The 18,812-nt window shown below is 60.4% G+C and carries 19 protein-coding genes; 3 read left to right on the forward strand and 16 right to left on the reverse strand.

Going from position 1 to position 18,812, the window contains the following annotated elements:
- Nucleotides 1-17: 17 nt before the first annotated feature.
- Both JQ507_14505 and JQ507_14510 read left to right on the forward strand, forming a co-directional pair.
- On the forward strand, nucleotides 18-1,256 hold the full coding sequence (locus tag JQ507_14505) for a Zn-dependent hydrolase (protein ID QRI72600.1): 1,239 nt from the start codon (nucleotides 18-20) through the stop codon (nucleotides 1,254-1,256).
- A gap of 53 nt (nucleotides 1,257-1,309) precedes the next feature.
- Nucleotides 1,310-2,599 carry an ArgE/DapE family deacylase gene (locus JQ507_14510; GenBank protein ID QRI72601.1) on the forward strand — a complete coding sequence of 430 codons (1,290 nt, stop codon included), beginning with the start codon at nucleotides 1,310-1,312 and terminating at the stop codon, nucleotides 2,597-2,599.
- Between the two features lie 163 nt (nucleotides 2,600-2,762).
- On the opposite strand, the gene JQ507_14515 is transcribed toward JQ507_14510, so the two are convergent.
- From JQ507_14515 to JQ507_14585, 15 genes are all read right to left on the reverse strand, one after another.
- Nucleotides 2,763-2,984: a hypothetical protein gene (locus JQ507_14515; protein ID QRI72602.1), complete on the reverse strand. Its 222-nt coding sequence runs from the start codon at nucleotides 2,982-2,984 to the stop codon at nucleotides 2,763-2,765.
- Between the two features lie 132 nt (nucleotides 2,985-3,116).
- Nucleotides 3,117-3,317: a hypothetical protein gene (locus JQ507_14520; GenBank protein QRI72603.1), complete on the reverse strand. Its 201-nt coding sequence runs from the start codon at nucleotides 3,315-3,317 to the stop codon at nucleotides 3,117-3,119.
- Nucleotides 3,318-3,397: 80 nt separating this feature from the next.
- On the reverse strand, nucleotides 3,398-4,030 hold the full coding sequence (locus JQ507_14525; GenBank protein QRI72604.1) for a DUF4393 domain-containing protein: 633 nt from the start codon (nucleotides 4,028-4,030) through the stop codon (nucleotides 3,398-3,400).
- A 595-nt stretch (nucleotides 4,031-4,625) separates the two neighbouring features.
- Nucleotides 4,626-4,901, reverse strand: a complete 276-nt coding sequence (locus JQ507_14530; GenBank protein QRI72605.1) for a hypothetical protein — start codon at nucleotides 4,899-4,901, stop codon at nucleotides 4,626-4,628.
- Nucleotides 4,902-5,149: 248 nt separating this feature from the next.
- On the reverse strand, nucleotides 5,150-5,653 hold the full coding sequence (locus JQ507_14535; protein ID QRI72606.1) for a hypothetical protein: 504 nt from the start codon (nucleotides 5,651-5,653) through the stop codon (nucleotides 5,150-5,152).
- A gap of 84 nt (nucleotides 5,654-5,737) precedes the next feature.
- On the reverse strand, nucleotides 5,738-7,561 hold the full coding sequence (locus JQ507_14540; protein QRI72607.1) for a TniQ family protein: 1,824 nt from the start codon (nucleotides 7,559-7,561) through the stop codon (nucleotides 5,738-5,740).
- 77 nt (nucleotides 7,562-7,638) lie between these two features.
- Nucleotides 7,639-8,667, reverse strand: a complete 1,029-nt coding sequence (locus JQ507_14545) for a TniB family NTP-binding protein (protein ID QRI72608.1) — start codon at nucleotides 8,665-8,667, stop codon at nucleotides 7,639-7,641.
- Nucleotides 8,668-8,670: 3 nt separating this feature from the next.
- Entirely contained in the window at nucleotides 8,671-10,878 is a 2,208-nt protein-coding gene (locus JQ507_14550; protein ID QRI72609.1) for a DDE-type integrase/transposase/recombinase, read from the reverse strand.
- A 247-nt stretch (nucleotides 10,879-11,125) separates the two neighbouring features.
- Entirely contained in the window at nucleotides 11,126-11,329 is a 204-nt protein-coding gene (locus tag JQ507_14555; GenBank protein ID QRI72610.1) for a hypothetical protein, read from the reverse strand.
- A 35-nt stretch (nucleotides 11,330-11,364) separates the two neighbouring features.
- Nucleotides 11,365-12,069 (reverse strand): hypothetical protein, encoded by a 705-nt coding sequence (locus tag JQ507_14560; GenBank protein ID QRI72611.1) that lies wholly within the window; start codon nucleotides 12,067-12,069, stop codon nucleotides 11,365-11,367.
- A gap of 710 nt (nucleotides 12,070-12,779) precedes the next feature.
- A complete protein-coding gene (locus tag JQ507_14565) occupies nucleotides 12,780-13,046 on the reverse strand; it encodes a hypothetical protein (GenBank protein ID QRI72612.1) in 267 nt (88 codons plus the stop codon).
- A 38-nt stretch (nucleotides 13,047-13,084) separates the two neighbouring features.
- Nucleotides 13,085-15,190: an AAA family ATPase gene (locus JQ507_14570; GenBank protein QRI72613.1), complete on the reverse strand. Its 2,106-nt coding sequence runs from the start codon at nucleotides 15,188-15,190 to the stop codon at nucleotides 13,085-13,087.
- A gap of 24 nt (nucleotides 15,191-15,214) precedes the next feature.
- Nucleotides 15,215-15,679 (reverse strand): hypothetical protein, encoded by a 465-nt coding sequence (locus JQ507_14575; GenBank protein QRI72614.1) that lies wholly within the window; start codon nucleotides 15,677-15,679, stop codon nucleotides 15,215-15,217.
- Between the two features lie 49 nt (nucleotides 15,680-15,728).
- Nucleotides 15,729-15,893 carry a hypothetical protein gene (locus tag JQ507_14580; protein ID QRI72615.1) on the reverse strand — a complete coding sequence of 55 codons (165 nt, stop codon included), beginning with the start codon at nucleotides 15,891-15,893 and terminating at the stop codon, nucleotides 15,729-15,731.
- A gap of 14 nt (nucleotides 15,894-15,907) precedes the next feature.
- Nucleotides 15,908-16,693, reverse strand: coding sequence for a metallophosphoesterase (locus JQ507_14585; protein ID QRI72616.1), 786 nt, complete (start codon nucleotides 16,691-16,693; stop codon nucleotides 15,908-15,910).
- A gap of 395 nt (nucleotides 16,694-17,088) precedes the next feature.
- On the opposite strand from JQ507_14585, the gene JQ507_14590 reads away from it, so the two are divergent.
- Entirely contained in the window at nucleotides 17,089-17,295 is a 207-nt protein-coding gene (locus JQ507_14590) for a hypothetical protein (protein QRI72617.1), read from the forward strand.
- Nucleotides 17,296-17,346: 51 nt separating this feature from the next.
- Here JQ507_14590 and JQ507_14595 read toward each other — a convergent pair whose 3' ends face one another.
- Nucleotides 17,347-18,642: a DUF2130 domain-containing protein gene (locus JQ507_14595; protein QRI72618.1), complete on the reverse strand. Its 1,296-nt coding sequence runs from the start codon at nucleotides 18,640-18,642 to the stop codon at nucleotides 17,347-17,349.
- Nucleotides 18,643-18,812 lie beyond the last annotated feature (170 nt).

Raw genomic sequence — 18,812 nt, forward strand, 5'->3', positions numbered from 1 at the left:
AAATCTGGAGCAATGCGGTGAGCAATAATCTGTCCAGTCTGCGCGTCAATCATGATCGCCTGTGGTCTTCTCTGATGGAGATGGCCAAGATCGGCGCTACAGCCAAAGGCGGATGCTGCCGCATTGCCTTCTCGAAAGAGGATGACGATTCGCGCGATCTCTTCGTCGCCTGGTGCGCTGACGCCGGTCTTGCCGTGGAACGCGATCGCTTCGGCAACATGTTCGCGACGAGGGCCGGGCAAGCCGATCTGGCGCCGATCGTGATCGGCAGTCATCTCGATACCCAGCCGACCGGCGGCCGCTTCGATGGCATTCTGGGCGTGCTGGCGGCGCTCGAGGCCGTGCGCACGTTGAACGATGCCGGGATTGCGACACGGCGTCCCATCGTGATCGTGAACTGGACCAATGAAGAGGGCGCTATTATCAGGCCGATGATCGGCTCAGAAGTCTTCACCGGCGCGTTGCCGCTGGATCGCGCGCTTGCTATGACCGACGATGCACAGACGCCGATCAGCGCGTTGCTGGCCGGTATGCGCAATGGTGCCGGTCCGAACGACGTCGGATTCCCAATTGAGAAATACATCGAGCTCCACATCGAACAGGGGCCGATCCTGGAGGACAACGGCGATCAGATCGGCGTAGTAACCGGCGGCATTGGATTCCGGCGCTACGTCATTGAGTTCGAGGGGCGCGAAGCGCATGCCGGGCCGACCCCGATGGAGAGCCGCAAGGACGCCGTGGTGGCAGCGGCTCGCGCGGTGTTGGTCGCAGACGACGTGGCACGCGGCATCGAGGGCGCCAGGTCCACGGTTGGTCAGTTGCGCACCCGATCCGGCTCGTCGAACACTGTGGCTGCCGACGTTGAGCTGTCGCTGGATCTGCGGCACGGCGAACTTGCGACGTTGAACGAGCTGGAGAAAACCATCTTCGCCGGATTGCAGTCGGCAGCGGCGGCACAAGGTGTGTCCGTGAAGTGGCGCGAAGTTGCCAATTCCCTGCCGGTTCCGTTCGACAAAGAGCTCATTGCAGCCGTGTCGGATGCCGCCGATAGATTGGGTTATCGCAAGGCTCGGCTCCAAAGCGGGGCAGGGCATGATGCCTGCAACATTGCACGCAAATATCCGGCCACGATGATCTTTGTGCCTTCGCGCGACGGTCTTAGCCACAACGAAGCCGAATACACTTCTCCCGAAGATTGCACTGCCGGTGCCAACGTTCTTTTGCATTCGGTTCTCGCATTCGCAGAACCGAATTGAGTGCGAAGACGCATCCGGCAGACGCCTAGCTGAAGAATACGAGGAGCAAACCCATGTCGCCCACGCAGACGCAAAGGCTTCAGATCATCGAGGCCGTCGATGCCCTGTTCGACGAACAGATCGAGTTCTTGAAGGACATCGTGCGAATTCCCTCACAGCGCGGTCTGGAGGAACAGGCGCAAATGTTCATGGCCGACGCCATGGCCGATTTGGGCCTGCAGGTGGACAAATGGGTCATCGATGTCGAGCGAATCAAGGATCATCCCGGCTTCTCGCCGGTGTCGATCTCCTATGAGAATTCCTGGAACGTTGTCGGTACGCACCAGCCGAGGAACGCCAGCGGTCGCTCGCTTGTCCTGAATGGTCATATCGACGTGGTCCCGACCGGTGCGGCAGAACGGTGGACGTACGGACCCTATGAGCCGGAAATCAAGGACGGCTGGATGTATGGCCGTGGCGCAGGCGATATGAAATCCGGCCTTTCGGCCAACCTATACGCCTTGAAGGCTCTACAAAGTATTGGGCTCCAGCCCGCCGCCAAAGTCTATGTGCAGTCCGTGGTGGAAGAGGAGTGCACAGGCAACGGCGCGCTCGATTGCGTGTTGCGCGGCTATGTAGCCGACGCAGGGTTCATTCCCGAGCCGCTTGAGCCGAAGCTGCTGCGCGGGCAGATAGGTCCGATCTGGATTCGTGTCGAAGTCTCGGGCGCGCCCGGTCATGCATCAGGCGACTTCGGTCTCGGCGCGGATGCAATCTACAACGCCATCCAGTTGATCCAGTCGCTTCGGGAACTGGAGGAGCGATGGAATGCGCGCAAGAAGGACTATCCGCCGTTCCAGAACCATCCTCATCCCATCAACTTCAATGTGGGGCGGATCCAGGGAGGCGAATGGACGTCCAGCGCACCATCTGCTTGCGCGTTCGAAGTGCGTGTGGCCGTCTTCCCCGGACAGTCGCCTGCCGAGATCTGCAAGGAATTCGAGGCATACATCGCCGACGTGTCGGCCCGCAATCCGTTCCTTGCCAAGAACCCACCACGCATCAGCTATCCAGGTTTTATGCAGGAGGGCTATCATCTGACCGATGCCGACCAGCAGGAAGCGATCTTGGGAAAGTGCCACGCGGAAGTCTGGGGCGACAAATTAGAAGAACATGCGTTCGCCGCCACCACGGATGCACGGCCTTTTGGGCTTTACGGAAACTGTCCGACGCTCGTCTACGGCCCGTATTGCCGCAATCCGCACGCTTTCGATGAATGCGTCGATCTGGAGTCGGTCCGCAAAGTCACGAAAACGCTGGCGCTCTTCATCGCCGATTGGTGCGGCGTCGAGGCGATGCGTTGAAGGAGGATGTGTTTCGGCGTGGAACAAGGGCTCTGACGCAATCTTGGTACAGCTCCGATTATTCCGCGCCGATTGGTCTCGCTCGAAGCAGATCGAGTTCGCCGCGGCCGTACATCTGACGTCTGACGAGCTTGAGGCGCTGATCTGACTTTCGGTCTGGCCATTAGACCAGGGCAAAGTGATTGCTACCCGGACCGCTGCTTCGTCCACTGGCGAGCGAGGCGACTAGACTAGCGCGGGCGCGCTCTATCCACGTCATGAGACCCACCTGTGTCTTGCGCCGGATCATCAGATGGGATTCGGCAATGATCTCGCGTGCCTTGACCAGGGTTGGCACGCCAGCCGCGATCGCCGCGATCGTCACGGTCTCTGCTTTCGTGAGCAAGTCCCGCCCGATTATCATTAGACGCGCGATCGTTCTGGTCGACGGAGATCGTTGCATCCCGCATGCTGACATCGAGCTGCGGCTTCGGCGCTCTCTGCAACTAATGGTGTCAAGGTGCGTCTCAAAGTTGATTCACGATTCGTTCGTTGAATGATTTTGCGGCGAGCCAGAAGGCCGCCGCGAAATCCGTTGTTCTCGTTCGTCCCCGCAGTGTCGAGTACCCACACTCTGTCTCTGGGTGCGACTGCGGTTGACGACTTTCGTGGTGATGAATGCGGCGATGATCACGGCAATGATGATGCCGGCGAGCCCTATGCCTTGGTCGACTGTCATTCGTTTATCTTTTCGCCAAACATTAAAGGTTGCGCAATCACTGTTTGAACCGAACATCGAGGAACGGCGGTTTACGCTTGTTAGATGCTGAGAGCCTTGAGTAGCGAAAGCCCTCGTGGTGACAGCTTAAAGGAGAAGCTTCCGTTAGCCGCTTGCTCTACGCATTTTAGATCGAGGAGGTAGAGGACGGAGGTTGCGGTGTCGTTCGAGTCAAGATGTTGTGCTTGAGCAAACGAATTCGGACTTGTGAAATTGCCAACGGCAGCCAGTCTTTGCAGTATAAGCGCGTCAAGAGGATTGAGCTGCTTCAGTACCGTTATGAACTCTATGCGGACGTTCTTTTGCGTCGTTGCATCCATCGCATTCGCGAGCAGCCGGGCCCATAATTCTTTCAGCTCGTCCCGAGTTTCGTCCTGGGCGGCTTCGAGGATATCGAGTGCAATGCGCGGCGGCGCGCCTCTTGGCTTTGGTGTATTTCGCTTTGCAAGTATCTCGTCGACTCGCTTGCTGTACCAGTCGAGAGATATGATTCGGACAAACCGAAGCGGGTCGGCTACCGTTATCCCAACAACATCGGCAATCGGATTGCCGAGCACACGATTGAGGAATTCAGCCGCACCTCTCGCCGCGTCGATCGCATTGTCAGCAGTCTTTGCTAGCTCTTGAGCGGCTTTCGCCGTCTCTTTGCCGAATGGTTCTGGCCCGTCAATCATTGTGCATGGTCCATTGAGAAGAGCCCGCCCTCTTGGAGGGCGGGCTCTTCATTATTATTGCTGTTGTGAAAGACACGCAAAGTCGTCCGCCGGAGTGCGCAGAAACCCAGTGTTTATTGGGGTTTTTAGAATCGTGTGATGATCGAAATGGCCAGTGGCGTCGACCAAGTTGGCCACTGAGGACGCGCTAATCTCGCAGCGGTAGCCGGCTTTAGAAGGAAATGCCACGGACCTGTCGACTTCGATTGATCGCGTGACGCAAAAAAGGAGCCCTTGCGGGCTCCTGATTCCGTTTCTTCAAGGCAGTTTGTGCCTAACGCAACCCTTGATACGGTGGCTGGCCCATTCGCACCATCGGATATGGATCGGCAGCGGAACCTAATACTCATCCACTACTAAGGGCGGCAGGCCGTCGCGAAACGCGACCCGCTTCTGACGCCCTGCTCCAGGAGGCGGGCCAACGTCCTCTTGGAACAATGCGGTTTCAGGTTGATCGCGATCGCTTGGTCTCAGCCCTGGTCATTCCGTGGCACGGATGCTGTGTCATCTGGGAACCCTTCTTCCTGTTTATGGGAGTAACCTGCCGGGGTGGCCATCACTTCTGGACGATGGCTACGGTCGAGCGGATGTCCTCGACGCGCTTGCGAAGGTCGGCCGCAGCCTCGCGGTATTGACCCCGGCGATATTTCACACCCGTTGCCTCGGTGGCAGCACGCAGCATATTGGTCGGCGTATAGGACGTGTTGGCCTTGATGCCGGTTTTTGCGTACAAGTCCAGCGCGCTGGCAATCACGGTAAGCCTGTACATTTCGATGCCACTTCCTTCGAATACAGTGGCGCCGCTCGATGTCGTGGTAATGCGGTCAGTCATGGATATTCCTCGACTACGCTGAACTGAATGATGATGAACATCCGCTTGCGATCGGACGTTGCTGCGAGGCCTAAGTATTCCGGAGAAGATTTGCTGGCACAAACAAAACCGTTTTTGTCAAAATGACTATATGTGGAGAACGAACTTAAACTCTGTGAACAGTCTCACTTAGGCGGATCGAGTTGCCATCATTGGCGCTAATAAATTGACTCCCTTGCATGGGGAAGCGCCGGCATTTTGGCCGCTCGCTACTCGATGAAGAGCCAATCCTCCTGTTCGCCTTCACCCGGGAGTACATCTACGCCCCCAAAAGCGCTCGCCGCCTCATGAAGCTTGTCGCCGACTTCGCCGAGCCCGCGATCCCAAAATCCCGTGCCATGTCCGTTTCTGGATAGGAAGAAGTCATGGCCCGCGTCTGTAACATCGTAAAGACGTATGTGTCCGTAGCCATCCCGCGTCATAGTTTGATAGGCCTCGTTTAGGAGTTCCTCGTTTTCTCGCTGGAAACGGTCGCAATCCTGCAAGATTTTGGGATAGCAGCCCGGCCACACGTCGGCATCGCAATCTTCGGGCTTCTCGGCCCATATCGCGGTGTCGAAGTATGAGTCCGAGAAAGCATCCCACTCCAACGCCTCAATCTTTGGCGCGGGCGGTTTGTCTGGCTTTTTTGCTTCGACCTTCTTCGGCCGGGGAGGCGGTGCCTTTACTTTAGCGCTGCGCTTCGAGACTCGGATGCTTGCCTTCTTTGCCATTCCTGTACTCCTACGCCTGTACTGACTCTGACTTCGCTCGTGTAGTGGGGTAATTCAACCACCACGAGCGCGGTTTCCCCATGTTTACGAGGGGATGTCGGCGCGCCTGAAGAAGGTGGCGCCGACGCCTTCAAACTGAGGAACCGGCTGGATTCCCTGGGCCCGTAGTTCACGAAGCAGCACGGGCATGTGCTTGCCGGAGCCGCGAGCCAGCAGGAACAGGCTGACGAACTCCTCCTTGAACCTCTCGATCTCCTCGAACGGGATGACGACCTGCGGATTGCGCTTGATCGGGTGCGGCTGGATGACGGTCCGGAAGGCGCCGGCCTTGAGCAAGCCGGCCATAGCCTTGCAATTGACCCGTAGTGGACGGATTGCATCTGCCGGGGTGAGGCCGCACAAATCCGGCAGCCGGGTGAGGGGTCGGATTTCTTCGACATCCACCAGGATGGCGGCAAGTCCATGGATCTCCGTTAAGCGCCCGACCCAAGCCAGTCGGTCGTTGACAATGAGCCGGACGATTTCGGGGAGCGAGCAATTTGCCCGATGGGCGGCCGTCCTCATCTCGCAGGTCCCCGGAGGCGCGGTTGTTACGGGTTCGGCCTTTGCGAAGATGCTGGCAAGGAAAGCGTCGAGTTCTGATTTGAGAAGGAAATCGTTTAGCGCATCGCTCCCGGCCGAGTGCCGCCGGAGCAGGCCTGCTTCAAGCAGGACCCGCGGGATCGGGCGCGGCGCATTGATGTACGTTTCCACCTGTTTCAGCGCGATCGAGTCGCGCTCCCGCTCGAACAGGCGGTCCGCGATCGCAGCATCGAACAGGACGTCGCGATTCTTGACATCGGATCCGGCGGGAACGAGCCCTTCGGCTTCGATAAGTTTCCGCAACCGCTTGGGGTGCATTTTGTAGGCAAGTGAAGCAGTGCGAACGCTGTGGAAACGACGCACTTCGACCGGCTTGCCGAACAGTTCGTCTTCAGGACCGAGGGGGAAGTTGGCCAAGATGTGCTTGGCCATCGTCGTCCGGACGGGGTCGTAGGAGGGATCCGCGAGGCCCTGCGCGAAGCACATGAAAAGTTTCCCGTACGTCGCTTGCGGACCGTCGGCCGATCCGTTCTTCTTGGGGATGTGCTCGCGCTTCAGCCGGGACATGAAATCGTCGATGCCTGCGGCGCCGCCCTTCGTAATGTCGAAGCCGGCGGCACCTGCGCGATACATTTCGTCTTCGCCGAGCAGGTCGAGATTCACGCGTTTGCCGAACTCGGCGACCGCACCCACGACCTCCGTCGACCACGCTGCGGCGGAGAAAGGGAGCCGGTCCAGCCAAGGATAGTCAGCGCGCCCCTCGATGCGGTCGAGCAGGTAGGTCTCCAGCCCGGAGGCCGGCCGGCGCGTCGCTTCGTCGGCCAGGCGATCTATGGCCGGAATGGCCGCCGCAACGTTGCGGCTGAAGTCATGGTATTGGCCCGGCTGCATATCACGGGCGACCTCGACGAGGGCCACCTTATGCTTCGCACAGGTGCGGATGAAGCCGATCGCCCAATCGAATCTGCCGTAGGCGGCCAGGTTGGCGGACAGTTCCGACGTCGCGATGTCGCCTTGGATACAGATCGGGCAGACATGTACGCGCGCGCGGCGCATGGCAACCTTGGTAATATTTTGGCCACGAAATTCGAACGCAGTGCCGGTATTGCGGATCGCGTTCGCCAGCAGGTCCTGCACGTTTACGCCGCCGAGGTCGGCGAGCTTGCGGATTTCGACCGGGTCGCCATCGACGACCTTCTGAAACGACAGGCCAAAATCCTTCGCGAGGTCACGGGCGCTCACGAAGTTGCGGAGGGCGAGGCGGGACGCGAAGCTTGCCGGCGTCTCGCGCTCGCCGGCGCCGATCGTGAGGCTGAGTTTCAACATGGCGGTGCTCGCTGTTCGGATTGCAGTTGGGAATGGCCGGCGTCGGCCTTCATCCCGACGCCGGCGGTCGAGTCGTCCTATCGGGCGGTGGGCGAGGGAGGGCCTGCCGGGTTTGCTTCCTTCACCGACGTCCGGCAGACGATTTCGTGCCAGCGCTCGGCGACGAATGGGTTCTCGGGAGCACATTGGCCAGTTTTCGCGGCGTAGACCGAAGCGAAGTGCTCGCGGGTGAGCGTCTGATCGCCCTTGCGCTTGCAGTACGCGATTGCCCCGATCGTATTTTCGATCGACAGCCCCAACGCATAGAGTGACGAGTGCACCAGTCGAGCGAACAAGTCGTCGCTATCCGTGTATGCGATCTGGAGGTCTGCCTCCTCGACGTACGCATGGACCATGTCGGCAACGAGATCGAAGTCCTCGGGCGTCAGCCTCCGGAAGTGGACTTTGGTCATCCGCCGGTCGAGCTGAGGATCGAGCGCAATGAAGGGAACCAAGGTCTCCACGCCGCTCAGGATCAGCGTGAGACGTTCGGTCTCCATCAGGTTTTTCAGCGTATCGGCAACAGTTTCCTGGTCCTTTTCGGAAACGTTGTGAACGACGTGCTGAAACTCCTCGATGCAAAGCACGATCTTCCCCATCGAGTTCAGCCGCTGGCCTACGAGTTCAAAAAGCCTGTGGGCCGGCAGCTCTCGCTCGAGCGGGTAGCCCGACTTGATGAGAATGCGCCTGCCCAATTGGATAAGCGTGCAGGGGCTGGGAGCGCTGATCCACAGGAGCGGTGACGACGAAGCGGGATCGCGGTACCCCGCGAAGACAGCATGGTTCTTGAAGTAGTCGCGCAGCGAGGTCGTCTTGCCGACTCCCGTGGGGCCTATCAGCGCGAGACCCCTGCCTTCCACCCGGTTCTCGAGGGAGGGAGGAAGGCTCGGATCGCGGCACTGGACGGCGTTGTTGATGAGGAGATTCATCTCCTCGGCCAACCGCGTCTCGCGGTCCGTGCGCATGAATTTCAAGCGCAGGGTTTCGATGGCGCTGTACTGCGCGCTGAACTCCGGGGGCAGGGAATCGCGAAGGCGCGTGACGGCGTCGATGGGCTTGTTCATCATGGCTCAGCTCTCCAGTTTCGTGTTGGTTTTGCGGGTGCGTACGGTCGGCGTGTTGCCGGCCGGGGGCGGCGTGGTGGCGTCGTTGTCGGACGCATTCGTCTCGCCGCTGGAAACGGGACGGTCGAGAATCGGAGTCGCGTTGGCGAAGCGGTCGCGATTGCCGTCGCTGTCGCGGTTGGCAGTCACCGGGCCGTCGGGGGCGTCGTTTCCGACGATGTCGAACCCATAGAGCAATTCGCGCTCATGCCGCGCTAGGTCTTCCGCGGTGATGGTCGGGGCCGCGATGTTGGCGCGTGCCATGGCCAGGTTGCCCATGGCCGAGATTGCCCGGATCGCGTCATCGACGTAGTGCTGGGACAGGCCGGCCTTGACGAGATTGCGGCGACGCAGATCCTTCATGGCTTCGGTCCAGACCTCGAGGTGGACGCCGTCGAAGTTTCCGCGCATGGCAGGTACCGAAAGCCATCCTTCATCGACCCAGATGCTGACGCGGCCGAGGTCTTCCGGGTCGAACTTTGCCGCCACCACCGCGTCGCCGACTTTGCGGCGATATTCCTGTAGCTTCGGCGACTGGTAGTGGATACCCGCGACGCGGACTCCGCGGTGATCGAGCGCACGCTCGATCCGGGGTCCGAAGATGTTGCGGAGTTCATCACGACCCGGCGGCGGCAGGATGCCGTATTTGTCTACAAGCTCATGCCATTTGTCGTACGGCGTCATGCCTCCGAGCGCGGAGTGCGGCGTGTGATGGTACTTGTCGACGATATACCTGACGAATGCGAAGCCGACGTTGTCGGAGAACATCGAGGCTTGTGCGCCCGGATCGTAGTCACCCTTGGCCGTGACGTTTTCGAATGTCCTTCCTGAAAAGAACGGCAGCATGCCGCGATCCAGGGTGCCGAAAGAGCGCTCAGCGTGGCCGCGCATCTGAGGCACGCCGACCGGGGCCGTTTCCAATGTGGCGCGGAGGTCGGCAACGGATGCGCGAAACTCCTCAGCAATCCAGGCCGAGCCGGTGTCGGTGTGTACCGAGCCCGGCCGCGCCGCCATCGGCCAGTCGCTCTTGCATCCGGCCGCTAAGGCGTATTTCGACTTGTCGCTGACCGACATTCGCAAGGCTGCGCCGGCGGCTTCCTTGTTCTCGGTCTTCGAAAGGCGGAACCCGGTGAAGCATCGGCTGGCCGCGCACAAGGACCCGTGCAGCACCAGGCGTTCGCGATCGGCGTCCTTCTTCTCCTTCGTCGACATGGCGTCCCAGTCACCGATCTTGATCGCGATGGTGCTGAGCTGAGTCCGCCAGCCGTCCATGATCAGGCGTTGAAAGGCGCGGACCGACTCCAGGCCGCCGCCGACGATGTTGAACTTGCGCTTCGCGGCGGCGATGCCGTGACGCCCGGCGTACGCGTCGAACGCCGGGATCTTCTTGATGACCCTGCAAAAGGTTGCCTTGGCCGGGATAGCCAGGGGCGGGACGCCCCTCTGCTCGCGCTTGGCGTTCAGTTCGCGGATTTCCACGGATAGCTTCAGGTACTGCAGGGCCATTGTGGGCCGGCGGTTGTCGGCCCAGCCGTTCGCGTGCTTTTCCATCAAAGCGACGATCTCGGGATCGAGACTGGAATACACGTTGCCGCTTCGGTGATGACCGTCGCGTAACGCCATGGGATCCAAGCCGCCGTCCTCGTAGGCCTTCAGCCAGCGCCTCACGGTGCGCGCGGACGGAGGCTTGGACATCGTAAACTCTTGGTCGCATCGCGGAGTCTTGTCCTCCGCTGCGCGCGCAATGTTGCGCGCGCAGATCGTCCCGTAGATCGTCACCATCGCCTCTCCGATCGTCTTGTCGGTCCGGACGAAGGTGGGATCGGTCGCCTCCCGGCGAAGCAGCAGGTCGAGCATTTCCTGCTTGTCGAGCGCCTTCTTGCGCTCCTCGGGCGAAAGGTGGAAAAGCGATGTCATGCCGCCGTTGCGCAGGCGCGTGTTCGCCCTTGCTTGCTCGTAGTAGCCGATCTCGTGCTGCATCTCGTCGTGCTCGGCCAGTTCGTCGAGCTCTTCATGCGTGAAGCCCTCGGAAACCGGCTGGCCGACGCCCGATACGGGTGTCAACACGTGTCCGTGCTCGTCGGTTTCGAGCCAGCGGTATTCGCGCCCCTTGACGATGATCCTGTCGAGCGGGCCGAAGACGAAGCGGCGGGCCTTTTTCTTGAAAGCGTACATGGTGGTCTCCTGAATTCATTTGGCGTCTAGGACGAAGCCGGCGGCTTCGACTGCTTCGAGCCCGGAATGTCGTCGGTCGATGCGGAAGAGCGTGGGGGGAACGACACCGTGACGATCCGGACGCCGGCATCGGCGTCAGCCAATGCCGAGTCGTCGCTGCGGAGCAGACGATGGTGCCGTTCCCAAAGGTGATGTCGTCGCGAGGCTGAAGACGAAATGCATGATGGTACGATCCTTTGGCTTGGAATCAGCGGGAACGCGGCTTGGTCGACGCGTTGGAACCCGCGGGTTCGTCGTAGCGAGCAACGACGTTGCGGAGTTCTTCGCGGAACGTGTCGCCGGTGAAGGCCGGTCCGAAATCGGTGACGAAACGGGCGGGGATGCCCTTGGTCGGGAAACGGTGACGGACGATGGGCATCGGGTGGCGTCGTAGGTGGCGGAAAGCGGTCATGCTGTTCTCCTGCGGGTTGGCGGTGGGTGAAGGGGTCAGGACCTGCGGATGCGCGCGTCGTAGTCGATGCGGCTCTGCGGGTCGGCGAGCCGGAAGAAGCGGTCAGCGATCAGCCGGACGACCGCGCGGAAGCCGGCGCCGGCGAGTCCGCTCATCGCGACGACGTCGCGCACAGTTACGCTGCCGTTGATGTCGGCGGCGAACTCGCGAACCTGCCTGTCGTGCTGCGGCGCGGAGTTCCGACGCGTCTCGTGCACGAGCTCGGCGTTGAAGCGTTCGGCCGGCGAGAAGTCGAGTTCGGTCATGAGCGCGATCTCGTCGGCCGCGCCGCGGCCGGCCTGCTCGGAGATGAGCCTTATGACGCGCCGAACGCCGCTGCGCTCTACGCGGGAGCTATGCTTGATGGCGACAAGCGTCCGCCGGGAACAGCGCCGCACGGTGTAGAAATCGAAGGTATGGTGACGCCAGGCTGCGCCGTCGCGGTATGGAATGCGCGGAGGCTGTTCGATGACGTGAAGCATGTCCGGATCAATCACGAACGTCTCGCCTGCGAACTTTTCGGGGCGGCTTTCGAAGTTCAGGATCCGGTCGTCCTGCACGATGAAGCCGGTGGACGATGCCCTGGAGCGCAGGGCCGGATCGCGGCTTCCCAGGCTGCGCGCGACCGGTTTCCAGATGTCGGGGTCGATCGCCGGCGGGGCACCGACGCCGGGAGACTGGACGTGCGAACGCAATTGCATTTGTAGACCTCCGGCCATGGAGGAGCGTTCGCGGACTCGATATCCGACGTGTTGCGCTCCGGGAATTTTCGGTGGGGGTCGACGAAAGCCAAAAGCCGATACGTCACGCTTGCGACTTGTCGCGCGGCATGCGAATCTACGATTGTCCGGCTAGGACAGGGTTTGGCTTATGTCGACCCGACGAACGCATGCCTCCGTCAAGAGGTGTGCGTTCGTGTCCGGGCTAGGCGACGGTGATGGACATGACATTGAACTCCTGTGTTTCGATTACGGCGTTGATTGCCATCTCGAGCTTAGCTTCGTTGCATAGGCAGCAAATCGGAAGGCAAAAAAAGCCGGCGTGCGAAAAAAAACTGAGTCGTTAGAATCGTTTAGTGGAAGAAGCTCAGAATAAGATTCGACTTTTGCCGCCGATGCTCTGCAGCGGCGGTGGCCTCCAAAGTAATTGAACCACACGGACGGCGCGATTCATTCGGTGGCGATTGAGGATTCCGCACCTCTCCCCCCGAAGGCGACGAAACCCGCCGACCCAGGCTTGCCCTGGCCTTTCGGGCTCGTCCGCCGTTCGAGCCAACGACGGCATTACCGGCGACGTTCAGTTATATTAGGCTTCCTTCACTGATCTGTGATCGGTTGGCCTTCGCGTCGTTGGTGGTCTGCCGATTACTGGCCCGCAAACGCAGGGCGACCGGCAGGATGCCGATTGGCGGCTAGAGCGGATCGCTTTCTGCCTCTGCAGCTGCCGCTGCGGCCTTGGCAATCAGATGCCAGACGCTCTGTCGCCGATCGTGGTTCTCGACGACCGCGCTCATATTTCGCGGCGGAAGGTCCGCCAAATGGTTCCGACCTTCCATCGCTTCGATCCTATAGTCGGATTGGTCGGCCAGATTGGACTCGTTGGCGATCGTCATGCAGGCGATCGTGCGACGAAGCGGGGTGAATCCGCCGGGTATCAAATCGACAACTACGCGCAGCATTCATGCTCCTTTCGGGGTGGGAAGTGCGTTGCAAAGCCCTAAGCGTTGCGATCAGCGGTCGCAGCGGTTAACTGCGCCGCTTCTGCGGAAACGGGATACTGCTGGAGCAATGCGCCGATCGCGGCGCCGTCGAGGTACCCCGTGGCCTCCAGCCGCTTTGCGATGGCTTCGACCGCTTCACGGTTGCGTTCGATCAGATCGCGCGCGCGAGCCCCGCATTTGTCGAGCCGCTTCTTGACCAGGCCGACGACCGACGCGTCGCGAAGCAACATCTCTATTGCCCGCTCCGAGAAACGTACGGGCCCCAATACGCCGAAGCCGTATCTCAGCTCCAGGTCGATCGCGCATTGGGTCGCTCTTGCGAGATCGCTGTTGGTCTCGCCGACGCCGGCCCCGACGGTCCTCTGCGAGGATCCGAGCACGACTTCCTCGGCGGCACGACCGCTCAGGAGCATGGCGATCAGGTTTTCAATGCCAAGCTCGGTCTGGTGGTTTGCACGCGAGATCGACGCGAGCGTGATCCCGCCTTCGTCGAAGATCGTCAGCGCGCGGGGTTCGAAGACGTCCAGCGCGACACCGACCACGAGATGGCCGGCCTCGTGCAGGGAGCAGACCCTGCGAAGGACATCCGGCAGTCCCTCCTGCCCGCCGCGGATTTCGTGCAGGAGATCATCGAAAGTAAGTTCCCGGTGCTCGCGGCGGGCGCGCGACTTTGCTCGACGGACCCACGCTTCGACATCCGCACCGGTCCCGCCTGTGGCCGCGAGCGCCGCGGGCATCAGATCAACGGTAGTCAAGATGTCGGGACCGAGATGAAATCGGAAAATCTGCGCGAGACTCTCCGCGTCCGGAAGCTCGATTTCGATCGTGCGGTCTAAACGACCCGACCGCCGGATTGCGGGATCGATGCGATCGGGGAAATTACTCGCACCACATAGGATCACGCCGGTATTTTCTTCCGACATCATTTCGAGCAGCAAATTGACAATTTGGGTCCAAAATTCCCTGTGTTCGCTGGTGGCTAAAAATTCGCGCGATGAAATTCCGTCCAATTCGTCGATAAATAGAACGGCGGGCGCGAGTTGACGAGCCTGTGCGAAGCAGGCTTTGATTTGTTGGAGTGTGCCCGACAAATAATTCGCCGAGTTCCAATTTGCAACGCTCGTGGCGATCAGCGGCACGTTTAAGCTTTTGGACAGAGCACGAAAAAATTGCGTCTTGCCTGTGCCCGGCGGGCCTACAAGCAGGAGGCCTTTTTCCGACAACGAGCCCCAATCCAGGAGCCCGGCTCGATACAATTTTAAATCAGCGATCAAATTTAGTCCAAATTCGCGCGCGGCGCCGTAGCCCGCCAGCTCTTCGAGGCAGGGTCCGTGATGATCGAAAATGTTCTTGTTCGAGACAATCTTTTCGAGTCGCCCGATACATTCGTCGGCGCTGCGATCCGCGCGGATCGACAATGCCAAATCGGAGACGTCGACGGCGCGCACCAGCCGGTCATCAATCAGGACGGTCGGTACGGATCCGGTGACAGCTTCCACCACCAAGGCGATGGCCGACGCGTCGAGCTGGTTGAGCGACAGGTGGCTGTCGGCGGCGCGGAGGAGGTCGCGGGGCAGGTGGCGGCGCGGGTCCGGAGCTACACCGAAGATGGGCGCTCCGGCGTGCAGCGCTTTGGCGATCGCATCGTTCCCGCGGTCGCTCTTGTGATCGTTCGCGGTCCCGTCCCGCGCCAACAGAAGTACTGGCCGGGTGTAGCCGTCGTCGAACGACTTATCGTCCAGAGCCTTGGCTTCGCTGCCGAACGCACACGCTTTTAGCACTTGGCGGACCAGCGCCACGATGTCGGCGCCATGCGTCGTCATCGAAACGACCGGACGGCCGCGGCGCAATTCTCGGGTGAGACCGTCAACTTTTTCTATAGCACGCGCGACCAGAACGGCTGCCGCCGCCAGGTCGGCACGGATCGAAGTCCGTCCGGCGGATTGCGGCGCAGCAGTGAGGTCGTCGATCAGGAGTTCGATCGGGTCGTCGGGATTCCCGCTACGCAGCAACGGGCTGCCGTTGGTGCCCGCTTCCGCCCCCAACATGTCGAGGTATGCGCGCGCCAGGAGATCTGACTTTTTCGAAATCTGCAGGTTCATCAGCGGGATCACCAAGGTTTGGAATTAGCGTCGGGCGCGGACCACCGTGCGGGCGCCGATCGGGCGATCATCTAGATCGATCTCCACTAGGTCTGCGCACGCGAGCGCGCACAGCGCCGATCCGACGTCGGACGAGGTGGGCACGATGTCCTGAAGCGCCATGATCGACTGAGGACCGTCCTCCGAGAGCGCGGTCATGATGTGCAGCCGGTCGCGGATGGATACCCGAAGGTTCTTGCAGCCCCAGATCTCGCGGGCGTTACTAAGGCGGGGCTCGCGCCTGATTTCGTCGATGTCGACCTCGAGCAACGACAGGCCGATCGATTGCAGGCCCTGGGCGAGGGTGTTCTCTTCGTCGACATCCCGGAGCGGACGCCGGCCCTGGATTTCGACCATGAAGTTACCGTCGTCGCGGCGGACAACGATGGAGTTCACGGTGAGCGCCACGTCGCCGAACCGGATTTCAGGGAGAAATTCGATCGACCGCACGTGGACGTCGAGGGCGCTTTGGATGAGGAAGTCCCGGTGAACGGCGCTCCTAACGGGAATGGCGGACCGGAATTTCGGACTGCTGACAAAGTTCTGTGACGTCGATCTGCGGAGTTGGGTCATGCGCATAGGTGAAGCCTGCTGTTCTATAATGCCGCGAGAGGGTGATGGCGGTGAGGGCGGTCGGCCCGCAGCAGTGCTCGTCGTCGGTCATGTCAGACTCCGGTTTTAGAAAGTGAACGTGAAGCGCGGGTCGAATTCGGGGTTCTGCCAGAGGTCTGTCACCCTGTTCGTGAACGGGCCGTAGCCTTTCGGATTTGACAGCAGTCTGGTCTTGCCCACGAAGCGATCACTGCTCTGATGGATGTGGCCTGACAGCCAGTAGTCGGCGTTGAGCTCGCCCACCAACCCGAGGAGGCGGCTGGAATAGGCGGACGCGACGAGATCGTCGCGGATGGCGACCGGCACGTTGAAAGGATCGATCGAATGGTGCGTTACGATGACCCTGCGGCGATCCGGATCCTGCGCACAATGCTCTCGAAGGATTGCTACGCTTTCCTGATGGAGTGCCAGCGTGTCCGATGCGCGGAGCCGGCGTTCGTAGTTGTTCTTGCGGATGCGCTTGTAGTCGTTCATCCGGTCTTCCGCGACCGCCATGGCCGCCGGCACGGTCGCGTCGCCGAACAGCGCGAAGTTGGTCCACAAGGTGGCCCCGACAAACTCAACACCACCGATCTCGACGGCCTCATTCTCGAGGACGTGAACCAGACTTCCGATGGCGGCCTCGCGCGCCTTCTTCAACGTGATGTCGTAGTCGGCGCCGTACCTTTCGTGATTGCCGAGCACATAGACTATGTGCGAGTTCGGAAATCGCTTAAGCAACCATTGCACGCCGCGTTCGGCTCGCGGGATAAGGTCACCGGCGATGACGAGGACATCGAAGCGCGGACGGTCTTGGGGTAAATCCCAAACCGACATCTCAAGATGCAGGTCTGACAGCAACCAAATAAGCAAGCGCGACCTCAAAACTATCGGCGAAGAAATCACGACCCGGAACTTTCGCGCCGGGCCGTCCTTGATGTGTAGGAGGCGTGCCCTTTAGCGGATACGCCGAGGGCGGTGCACCGTCCTGGTCCGCGTAAAGCGCGACCGGTCCGGCGACGTGGCCTGCATCATTGCGCTCCAGCCGAAGACCGCCCAACCCTTGAGTGGCGGGCCGCGAAAAGAAGCCTTCGGATGCGCGTCCCCGGAGGGACCGAGACTCAAGCCTACCAAGTCGTGTTCGTCGTTGCGGGACATGCAATTCCCTTTCGTTGACCCGTCCACTCGGCTTATAGTATATGATAAATCATATAAAGTCAACCGAAGATATCTAGATATCCGGATATCCTGATTTCCGAGGAGTCAGAATGAAGCGGTCGGAGAAGAAGTCGGGCAGGGACAAGACCACCGAGGAGAAAGCAGACAGGCCGGACGGCAGGCGTATGACATCTTTGTATTTAAGACCCGATATCATGCCTGCGCTGAAGAAGGCGGCGATCGACGAGAGAACGAATGCCTATGAGATCGTCGAGGAACTCGTTCTTGCGTACCTGAAGAAAGCAAACCGGATCTGAGTTGTTATAGGCCGAGCCTGGCTGCCACGGACCCGACCTTTCAGGGCAGGATCACTGCTCGAGACCATCTAGCAGCGGAACATCGAGAGCACGTATTTCCGGCATCGCCGTGCCCGCGATCGCTTGCAGATCACCCACCATGCCTACAGTCGAATCGATTACCGAACCGATCTGCGTTTCCCGCTTTGCCCACTGCCGCATCAAGAACTTGCGTTCCTTGTCGAGGTCCTCGCGCATTTCATTGAATTTCTCGACGACTGCCTCCACGCGTTGCCGGAATTTGGTGCCGGTCAGGTACTCGTAGACTTGCTCCGTTTTGGTCTTTTGTCCTTGCTGGACGAGACGGGTGCTGTGTACTTCCAACAGTGCCTGGCGAAGGGCGATCGCCAGGGGGATGGCACAGCGGGGGTGGGCTACCCAGACTCCACCGATCAGGTCGAAGTGGTCGCAGTGCTTGGGGAGGGCTTGCGAAACGATCAAGGCTGAATCGGCCGCGCAGCGTCTCTGGTCGTCGCGCAGCTTCGGCAGCCACGCGTCGTTCCAAGCCTTTGTGCGTTTGGACTCCCAAAGGATTGTGCCGGCGGGATGGCCGATTCCACCGTTGACGCGTTGCACGAGATCGGCGCCAACCTCTCCCTTGCCGACCGGGTCGATGGTATCCGTCGGGAAGCGCCCACGAAGCAGTTCTTCCAGATCGAGTTCGAGCACCTCGCCCTGGGACTGTTGCGAACCTTGCTCGGCCTTCCGCTTGAGTTCTTCGATCGTGCGGGCCATGGAGTCGATCGTTTTGTCCCTTTCCATCACGCGCAGGCGAGCCGCTTCGTCTGCTTCCTGCTTGGCTTTTGTGCGAACTTGTTCCACCGACGCTTGAACTCGTTTCTCCACGGTGAGATCGAGCTCGCGCGTTGCCTCTTCGAGTTCGCGCCCTTTGCGCAACACTCCCGCGTGCGCCTGCTGAGCTTCGGCCAGTTTCGCGTTGTTGGTTTCCAGCGCAAGTCGTAGTTCGGTGGCTTCGGCTTCTTTCGCCCGCAGTTCGGCGGAGGCCGCTTCGCGGGCCTTCCTTGACTCGGCTGCGGCGATCTGGCCCCGTTCGGCCTGGAGCTTTTGAGCGACCTGTTCGTCGATCTGATCACGTGCCTTGGCGAGTTGTTCGCGTTCGTTTCGGACCAACTCGAGATTGCGGGCTACCTCCGCATCCTTGCTTGCAAGCTGATCCTGAAAGCGCTGGCGAGTTTCCTCGATCAGCGGTGCGGCCAATGATTCCGTTAGCCGGATTTCGTGACTGCAGTTCGGACAAAGGAGGGTCGGCTCGTGGGTAAGGTTGGCAGCAGAGGTCTTGAGGTTCATTCACCGTTCCTTCTGTATGCTGCTCCGGTGGCAGGGGTGCCGAGATGGAGTTGCACTATGCCGGTGCGGCCTCGGACCTCTGGTCTTCGGCTTTTTCCACAGGAGCTGAATTGACTTCGCGGGGAGCTGCTTGAACTGAGTCGGTGCCTTGGAACGCCGCCGCAGTTCTA

This window comes from Bradyrhizobium sp. PSBB068, from assembly GCA_016839165.1.
In the GTDB taxonomy this organism is placed as follows: Bacteria; Pseudomonadota; Alphaproteobacteria; order Rhizobiales; family Xanthobacteraceae; genus Bradyrhizobium.

Bases quoted from the DNA above. Each gene is read 5' to 3' on its own strand.
- JQ507_14510 (QRI72601.1), top strand. From the start codon at position 1,310: ATGTCGCCCACGCAGACGCAAAGGCTTCAGATCATCGAGGCCGTCGAT.
- JQ507_14520 (QRI72603.1), bottom strand. From the start codon at position 3,317: ATGACAGTCGACCAAGGCATAGGGCTCGCCGGCATCATCATTGCCGTG.
- JQ507_14525 (QRI72604.1), bottom strand. From the start codon at position 4,030: ATGATTGACGGGCCAGAACCATTCGGCAAAGAGACGGCGAAAGCCGCT.
- JQ507_14530 (QRI72605.1), bottom strand. From the start codon at position 4,901: ATGACTGACCGCATTACCACGACATCGAGCGGCGCCACTGTATTCGAA.
- JQ507_14535 (QRI72606.1), bottom strand. From the start codon at position 5,653: ATGGCAAAGAAGGCAAGCATCCGAGTCTCGAAGCGCAGCGCTAAAGTA.
- JQ507_14540 (QRI72607.1), bottom strand. From the start codon at position 7,561: ATGTTGAAACTCAGCCTCACGATCGGCGCCGGCGAGCGCGAGACGCCG.
- JQ507_14545 (QRI72608.1), bottom strand. From the start codon at position 8,667: ATGATGAACAAGCCCATCGACGCCGTCACGCGCCTTCGCGATTCCCTG.
- JQ507_14550 (QRI72609.1), bottom strand. From the start codon at position 10,878: ATGTACGCTTTCAAGAAAAAGGCCCGCCGCTTCGTCTTCGGCCCGCTC.
- JQ507_14555 (QRI72610.1), bottom strand. From the start codon at position 11,329: ATGACCGCTTTCCGCCACCTACGACGCCACCCGATGCCCATCGTCCGT.
- JQ507_14560 (QRI72611.1), bottom strand. From the start codon at position 12,069: ATGCAATTGCGTTCGCACGTCCAGTCTCCCGGCGTCGGTGCCCCGCCG.
- JQ507_14565 (QRI72612.1), bottom strand. From the start codon at position 13,046: ATGCTGCGCGTAGTTGTCGATTTGATACCCGGCGGATTCACCCCGCTT.
- JQ507_14570 (QRI72613.1), bottom strand. From the start codon at position 15,190: ATGAACCTGCAGATTTCGAAAAAGTCAGATCTCCTGGCGCGCGCATAC.
- JQ507_14580 (QRI72615.1), bottom strand. From the start codon at position 15,893: ATGACCGACGACGAGCACTGCTGCGGGCCGACCGCCCTCACCGCCATC.
- JQ507_14590 (QRI72617.1), top strand. From the start codon at position 17,089: ATGAAGCGGTCGGAGAAGAAGTCGGGCAGGGACAAGACCACCGAGGAG.
- JQ507_14595 (QRI72618.1), bottom strand. From the start codon at position 18,642: ATGAACCTCAAGACCTCTGCTGCCAACCTTACCCACGAGCCGACCCTC.